The 7,527-nt window shown below is 35.4% G+C and carries 5 protein-coding genes; 1 reads left to right on the top strand and 4 read right to left on the bottom strand.

Going from position 1 to position 7,527, the window contains the following annotated elements:
• Window positions 1-1,926: collagen-like domain-containing protein (locus O0955_RS17720; protein WP_269428899.1), on the bottom strand; the 1,926-nt coding region annotated here is incomplete at its 3' end.
• A 640-nt stretch (window positions 1,927-2,566) separates the two neighbouring features.
• Here O0955_RS17720 and O0955_RS17715 point away from each other — a divergent pair.
• A complete protein-coding gene (locus tag O0955_RS17715; RefSeq protein ID WP_269428898.1) occupies window positions 2,567-4,588 on the top strand; it encodes a tetratricopeptide repeat-containing sensor histidine kinase in 2,022 nt (673 codons plus the stop codon).
• Between the two features lie 7 nt (window positions 4,589-4,595).
• Here the strand turns inward: O0955_RS17715 and O0955_RS17710 are convergent, their stop codons facing one another.
• The 3 genes from O0955_RS17710 to O0955_RS17700 all read right to left on the bottom strand — a co-directional run bounded on the left by O0955_RS17710 (window position 4,596) and on the right by O0955_RS17700 (window position 7,485).
• Complete coding sequence (locus O0955_RS17710) at window positions 4,596-5,237, bottom strand: response regulator (protein WP_269428897.1); 642 nt, start codon at window positions 5,235-5,237, stop codon at window positions 4,596-4,598.
• 371 nt (window positions 5,238-5,608) lie between these two features.
• Window positions 5,609-6,316 (bottom strand): LytR/AlgR family response regulator transcription factor, encoded by a 708-nt coding sequence (locus O0955_RS17705; RefSeq protein ID WP_269428896.1) that lies wholly within the window; start codon window positions 6,314-6,316, stop codon window positions 5,609-5,611.
• The gene (locus tag O0955_RS17700) at window positions 6,316-7,485 is read right to left on the bottom strand and encodes a sensor histidine kinase (protein WP_269428895.1); all 1,170 of its coding nucleotides are present in this window, start codon (window positions 7,483-7,485) and stop codon (window positions 6,316-6,318) included. The genes O0955_RS17705 and O0955_RS17700 overlap by 1 nt, the downstream gene beginning before the upstream one ends.
• Window positions 7,486-7,527: the final 42 nt, after the last annotated feature.

Below are 7,527 nucleotides of genomic sequence, written 5' to 3'. Positions count from 1 at the left end.
ATTCGTCCAGGTATTGGTCGTTGGGTTATAAACCCAGGTACCACTGTCATTCGTTACAATCGTAACCCCTGTGCCAGGTGCACCAGGCGTACCTGATCCCGGAGTACCAGGTGTGCCGCTTGTACCAGGCATACCCTGAACTCCAACTACGCCTGCATCACCTTTATCTCCTTTTGGACCGTTTATATTCGTCCAGGTATTGGTCGTTGGGTTATACACCCAGGTACCACTGTCATTGGTCACAATCGTAACTCCTGTGCCAGGTGCACCAGGCGTACCGGAACCCGGAATACCAGGTGCTCCACTTGTGCCAGGCATTCCCTGAACGCCAACTACGCCTGCATCTCCTTTATCTCCTTTATCTCCTTTTGGACCATTGATGTTGGTCCAGGTATTAGTCGTTGGGTTATACACCCAGGTACCACTGTCATTCGTTACAATCGTAATCCCTGTGCCAGGTGCACCAGGCGTACCTGATCCCGGAGTACCAGGTGCTCCGCTTGTACCAGGCATTCCCTGAACGCCAACTACGCCTGCATCTCCTTTATCTCCTTTTGGACCATTGATATTCGTCCAGGTATTGGTCGTTGGGTTATAAACCCAGGTACCACTGTCATTCGTTACGATGGTAACACCCGTGCCAGGCGCACCAGCTGTACCTGATCCCGGTGTACCAGGTGCTCCGCTTGTGCCAGGCATTCCCTGAACACCAACTACGCCTGCATCACCTTTATCTCCTTTGTCTCCTTTTGGACCATTGATGTTGGTCCAGGTATTGGTGGTTGGGTTATACACCCAGGTACCACTGTCATTCGTTACAATCGTAACCCCTGTCCCAGGTGCTCCAGCTGTGCCGGATCCCGGAGTTCCAGGTGTACCGCTTGTGCCAGGCATACCCTGAACACCAACTATGCCTGCATCTCCTTTATCTCCTTTTGGACCGTTTATGTTTGTCCAGGTATTGGTTGTTGGGTTATAAACCCAGGTACCACTGTCATTCGTCACAATCGTAACCCCTGTCCCAGGTGCACCAGGCGTACCGGATCCCGGAGTACCAGGTGCTCCACTTGTGCCAGGCATTCCCTGAACGCCAACTATGCCTGCATCACCTTTATCTCCTTTTGGACCATTGATGTTCGTCCAGGTATTGGTTGTTGGGTTATACACCCAGGTACCACTGTCATTCGTTACAATCGTAACCCCTGTCCCAGGTGCACCAGGCGTACCTGATCCCGGTGTACCAGGTGCTCCGCTTGTGCCAGGCATACCCTGAACTCCAACTACGCCTGCATCGCCTTTTGGACCTTTGATATTACCACTTAATACCCAAACATTTCCTTCTTTTGTATAAACATCTCCAGTACTGGTATTGATATAAGTATCCCCATCAGAACCTGATCCGTTTCCAGGAGCATTTGGCCCGCCTGTTACAGAAGTACCATTCTTTCCATCGGCTCCCTTTCCTCCGCTAATATTTGTCCAGGTATTGGCCGTTGGGTTATAAACCCAGGTACCACTGTCATTGGTCACAATCGTAACGCCAGATCCTGGACCACCCGGTTGACCAGGGATACCAGGTGTACCTGTTTTACCAGGTTGACTTTCAACCAATATCGAACTGCTGCTTCTTACAAAAACCCATTTAGTACCATCATTGTAATAAATACCCGGCACAACATCGTTTTCCGTCGCTGTATTGTAAACCATCATCCCCGCAACATGTGCGCTCAGCGGAAAGGCATTTGTAGAAGCCTTTAAGGCAACACGGCTATGTAAAAAACCTTTATTGGAACTCTCCAACTCTAAAATTGCATCCTTATTCGGTAAATTACCTCCTGCAACTGTTCCATCTTTTACTTTTTGTTGTGCCATCGCTACAGCTGTACTCAACACAATTGCCAAACTAAAGATTAAGCGTTTATTCATATTATATTCTTATTATAAGTAGTCTTTACATTTATCCATAAAATCTCATAGACTTTTTTAAGTAGCACAATCAACGATCGTCCTACATCAAAATCCTGACATTTAGTTTATTTTAGGTTCTGTTTTTATATCAATTAATCAAAAACATTGTTTAATGGAGGTTTAAGGAAATTAAAAATCTCTTACAGATTTCACCTGATCCTTAAGAATCCACTATGTTTCATTAATCTAAATTCTGGTGATCGATAGGGATGCATCGAAAGGGATGTGGTTTCACCAGTGAAGAACAAATTATGTTCTATCTCTTTTCATTATTAAAAAGCCAGTAAACCTGTTCTGCTCATATAAAAAACAGGCGTTATCAATTTCTTTACACTATATTGTACTTTTAAATTCCGTTCTACTATTTTAATCTGGTTTTTATTGATTCTATCACTGGCTAAATGATTGACAATAATGAACGTGTCTAAAAATCATTTTCTTAAATAAGGGTTTATGATTTTTTGTTGGCAAATATAGATGTTAGCAAAAAGCGATAGTATGAGTACCTACACCTGATTTTTTTTATATGTATACCTTAATTTTTAGGTATCTGAAGTGTAGAATTTAAAATTTATATTCGATTCCTAAGATTATCTATATGAAGAATACTTTACTCCTTATAGTTTTTTGTATCATTTTCCAGGTTAATAAGGGGCTTTGCCAAATCAATAAAGAATTTTACAACGCATTACCGGACAGCTTAAAACCAAAAAATATTGATAAATTATCTGTTTTAGAGGCATCGTCTTTACTAAATCGTGCTTTATCTTTTAGCGAATCAAATTTCGCCCAGCTTGATATCATAGAAGCCGAATTGAGGAAAAATGTTGAACTAGCCCAAAACAGAGGCATTAAAATTAAAGGTTACTATGCCCTTGCCATGTACAATTTCAACATGTTTAAAGGGGATTCGATAAGTGCTGCTTACAATAAAAAACTCATTTCTCTTATTGGTAAAGATTTTACAGGGTTCGAAAAAGAAATTTTTAATGCCCACCTTTTAAACTCAAATTTCTTTATTTCAAGCGATAACTATGAAAGTGCAATTGATGAGATAAATGTTGCGTTAAAAATTGCGCCTAAGGTAAAAGACAAAAAAGTAATCCCCAGCGTATATAAAACGCTCGCTCACGTAAACCAGATTTTACATCTTTATCCTAGTGCAATTGATAACTTAAAGATGGCCGAAAAACTATCCGTGCACTCATCGGATAGCTATCAAAGCTTCGACTTTGCTTACCTACCAATTAGTATAAGTGATAATTATATCAGATTATATTTCCTTGAAAAAAATAAAAAATATCTTGACACGGCCTCTAAAATACTGACCAATTTAAAGAAAACGAAAGTATTAACCGGAAGATGGCTGGCCGATTGGTATGTCATCCAGGGTTATATTCTTTATGCCAATAACCATTACCCGGAGGCACTTGCTTATGCAGATTCAAGTTTAGCCATAAATTTCAAAAAAGAAGATCTGACTCCAATAAAAGCAAAAAAAATAGCCTTAAAGGGATTAATACTAACTAAGTTGGGTAAGAAAAAAGAAGCACTTGTACTTTTAAATGAAAGGAAAAATTTACCTGATAATTTTTTTCTAACGGAGTTAGTTTTAAAAGAACTTTATAATACAAACAAAAGCTTAGGAAATTTTAAAATAGCAAATGAGAATCTGGAAGAGTACCTCGATTTTGTTGATAAACAAAATACCATACATTATCGTGGAATTGTATTTTCTACCAACCAAAAATATAAAGTACAGGAAAATAAAGCCATAATTTCAAAAATGAAATTGGAATCTGAAGAAAAGAGGAGAAAAAACCGGACAATCTTTATTGTTTTAATGTCTGGTTTAACTTTATTTCTCTTATTTATATACTACAGGAATAAGATAAACAAAATAAAATTTGAACTAAAAGAGAAGGCATACAGTCAAAAAATATTTTTAATGAGTGATAAAATTGCTCAGCATGATGAACTCATTAAGACGGAAATTGCGAAGGCTGAACTTAAAGAAAGAATCCTGATTGCTCAGGATTTACACGATGATTTAAGTGGCAGTCTCGTGGCTCTGCAATACCTGATTCAGGATATGTCAGACCGCTCTCCTTCAAGTCATGAAAAAGAAGCGCTTAATATTGTAAGTGATGAAGTAAAAACCATTTACAATGAAACAAAAATTTTTACAAAAACACTATCCAACAATAAAAACACTTCCAATGCATCTCAGTATGACATTGATATCTATTTAAATAAAATCAGTAAATACTTCAATGACCTGGGGCTTATTAAAATTAATACAAGTTATGATCCTGTTCTTATCAAAAAGCACTTTACGCCCATCATATCTGAGAACATTTATTTCATTTTAAAGGAATGCCTGACAAATATTATTAAGCATGCTGCTGCAAGAAATGTATTTTTAAAACTTCGTTTCTTCGACACTTATATGACTCTAACGATCAATGATGATGGAAATGGTTATACTCCTGATAATAAAGAAGGTATGGGAATTAATAACTTGTCATCAAGAATTGCTGACCGATTAAATGGAACCTTAACAATTGCAGGCTCTGATGAGGGAACAGAAGTTAATGTTAATATTCCTTTAGTAAAATAATATCGTATTACAATTTGGCATCTACCAAAGAATATTTAATGGCCTTTAAAATGAGTTCAGGCGTACGGTTAACATTCATTTTTTTCATCAGCTGTCTTAAATAACTGTGTATTGTATTTAGGCTTAACTGCAAATCGTAGGCAATTTCTTTTACCGTATGACCTTTACAAAGTTGTTGTAATAATTGTTTTTCTCTAGGCGATAAATTAAATACTGGCTCAGGCTCTACAAAATAGTCTTTAACTAATATTTCCTTTAAATAAGTACCTAAATATGGTTCTTCATTTACAAAAACATATTTAATTGCATATAAAAGTTCTTTTAAAGAGGAACCTTTAGCTAAATAGGCATTGGCTCCAAGCTTAATGCATGTTTTTATCGTTAGAGCATCAGTGTTTTGAGAAAGCACGATAATCTTCATTTTGTCTTTCTGATATTTTTCTCTGCATTTCTCAATAATTCCAGTGCCTTTAATATCGGGCATAGATATATCCGTAATCAGAACATCTGGTGGGTTTATTGCCAGGCTTTCTAAGAAATCCAGCGACTTAGTATAAATCTTTACTACTTTAAATAGTGAGTCAGAAACGATTGTCGCTTTAAGTAAATCAGCGATCATTCTATGATCATCTAAAATTGCTACATACATTTGATTTCATTTAAACTCTAGCGGTCAAAATTACCATTAATATATCAAATATTTTACACAACAATCTTGTTTATTTCATAAAAACCCAAATTACAATCGTAAATATTTTTGCATCACAGTGAAAGTCCATAAATCATCTTTAAGAATATGAAACTAAAAAGTAAGATGCCAGCTGGAATGGCCCATAAACCACTGTTGTAATTAAGAGGTATAATTACAATCATTTTCTTCGATTTTTTTGTCTTTATCTAAGACTACCAAACATAAGCAACCGGATTTTTGGAGCTAACTGATACAACATCATTACTTAAGATATTTCATCTGATAAAGGCCGTTGTGCAATCAAACAGCCCCTTCATTGTAGAATGTGTTTAATTTATACCTAAAAGATTAAAAAACTCTTCTTTTTTATTTAAAGCAATTGAAATGGATTTTCCGTTAACCAGTTCAACCATATTACCATTAACACTTCTTACCGCTTCGAGGTTTAAAATAAATGAACGCTGAATTCTAAAAAAATTAGGTAATGAAAGCATTTCTTCCATAGATTTAAGTGTGGTTTGCGTTGTATAAGTTGCTGATGGAATAACAATTTTTAAGTAATCGCCCTGTGCTTCAATATATAAAATTTCGTTGAGTAAAATTTTAATCAGTTTTCCTTCTGATTTTATAAAAATTCTATCATTATTTACCTGTTGGATAGATAAAGATTTTTTCAGTTCTAAATAATCTTTAGCTTTATTAACGGCTTTCAAAAAACGATCGAATCTCACGGGTTTAACCAGATAATCCGTTGCCCCGGTCTCAAACCCATCTAATGCAAAATCTCTGTAGGCAGTAATAAAAATAGTAACAACAACATTTCCCAAAGCCCGGACAAACTCCAAACCATTCAGTTTAGGCATTTCTATATCGCTGAAAACAATGTCTACAGAATTATTCCTAATATATAAAAGTGCTTCTACAGGATCTTCAAATGTTGCTGAAATATTTAGGAAAGGAACAGATTTAGCAAAAGATTCTACAACATCTCTAGCCAAAGGTTCATCATCTATAATAACACAATTTAATTTTTCCATTAATTTTCTAAATCTAATTTTAATAATACTTTAAAACGATTTCCCTCCTCCTGAATTTGCAATTCATGTTTATCAGGATATAACAACTGAAGTCTTTTTTTAGAGTTTTCTAAGCCTATTCCTCCAAAATCAGCTTTTTTATAGACTTCGTCTATATCATTTTCAAGATGAAAATAAAAGCACCCTTCTTTAATTTTTACATCTAAAACGAGGAAAGAGTCTTTTTTAGATTTTAAACCGTATTTAAAAGCATTTTCAATAAAAGTAAAGGTTAAAAGTGGGGCAATATAAAATCCCGAACATTCTAATTCTGAAGGAAACTCGAATTGAATATTTTTATCGCCGGAATGTCTCATTTTCTCAAGCTGCACATAATTTTTAATAAATTCCACTTCTTTGTTTAGGGCTACTTTTTCGGTATTAGATTCATAAAGCGTATAACTCATGGTATCCGAAAGATTAAGAATAACCTCTGGTGCCAGATCATCCTTTTTGAGACTTAAGCTATAGAGATTATTTAAAGTGTTAAAAAGAAAATGTGGATTGAGCTGGGCTTTCAAAAAATCTTTTTCAATATTGATATTTTGAATTTCTAAAGTTGTCTTTTGCTTCTGAATATTTAAAGTTCTGTTATAAAGTCTGGATATCTCAAAAAGAATTTTAGCAAAAAAGAAAGGCGATAATATGGAAATAATAATGATGGCCTGCGATATTATTCTTTTTACTGAGATAGCTTCCAAAACCGTTTGGCTTGCACTTCCTTTAATTGCTCCTTTTAATTCTCCACTTAAAATTTCAAAACCCAACGAATAATATATTATGGAAAATGTATAGGTAACCAAAAGCCAGATGATAACAAATACCGGAAACGCAATAATTATATAGAGTATGGCCATTCCCACACTTCCTTTGAAAATTATTGGTAATGCAACATAGAAAAAAGAATAAAAAACAACCATATTAACTACAGCCATCCTTAATGTAAATATAAAACTGTTGAAGTAAGTTAGGTGATAAGCAATTTTATAACTCAAAAATAGAAGTGTTGCAAAGCTAAGCCACATCAGGCCGTGAAGCAAAATCCTTTTCTGTTTGGTATAGAATTTTTCAAAATCAATTTCCGCAATCCTATCCATAAAATAGCTAGAAAAAAGCTGTGTACTCTGCATTTGGTATCTTTTATAAGCGAACCAAAATTAACTTTTTTGGTT

The organism is Pedobacter punctiformis, from assembly GCF_027213715.1.
GTDB classification, from domain to species: domain Bacteria; phylum Bacteroidota; class Bacteroidia; order Sphingobacteriales; family Sphingobacteriaceae; genus Pedobacter; species Pedobacter punctiformis.
The sequence above is the reverse complement of the archived record's forward strand: the minus strand, read 5'-3'. Positions and strand labels throughout refer to the sequence as shown.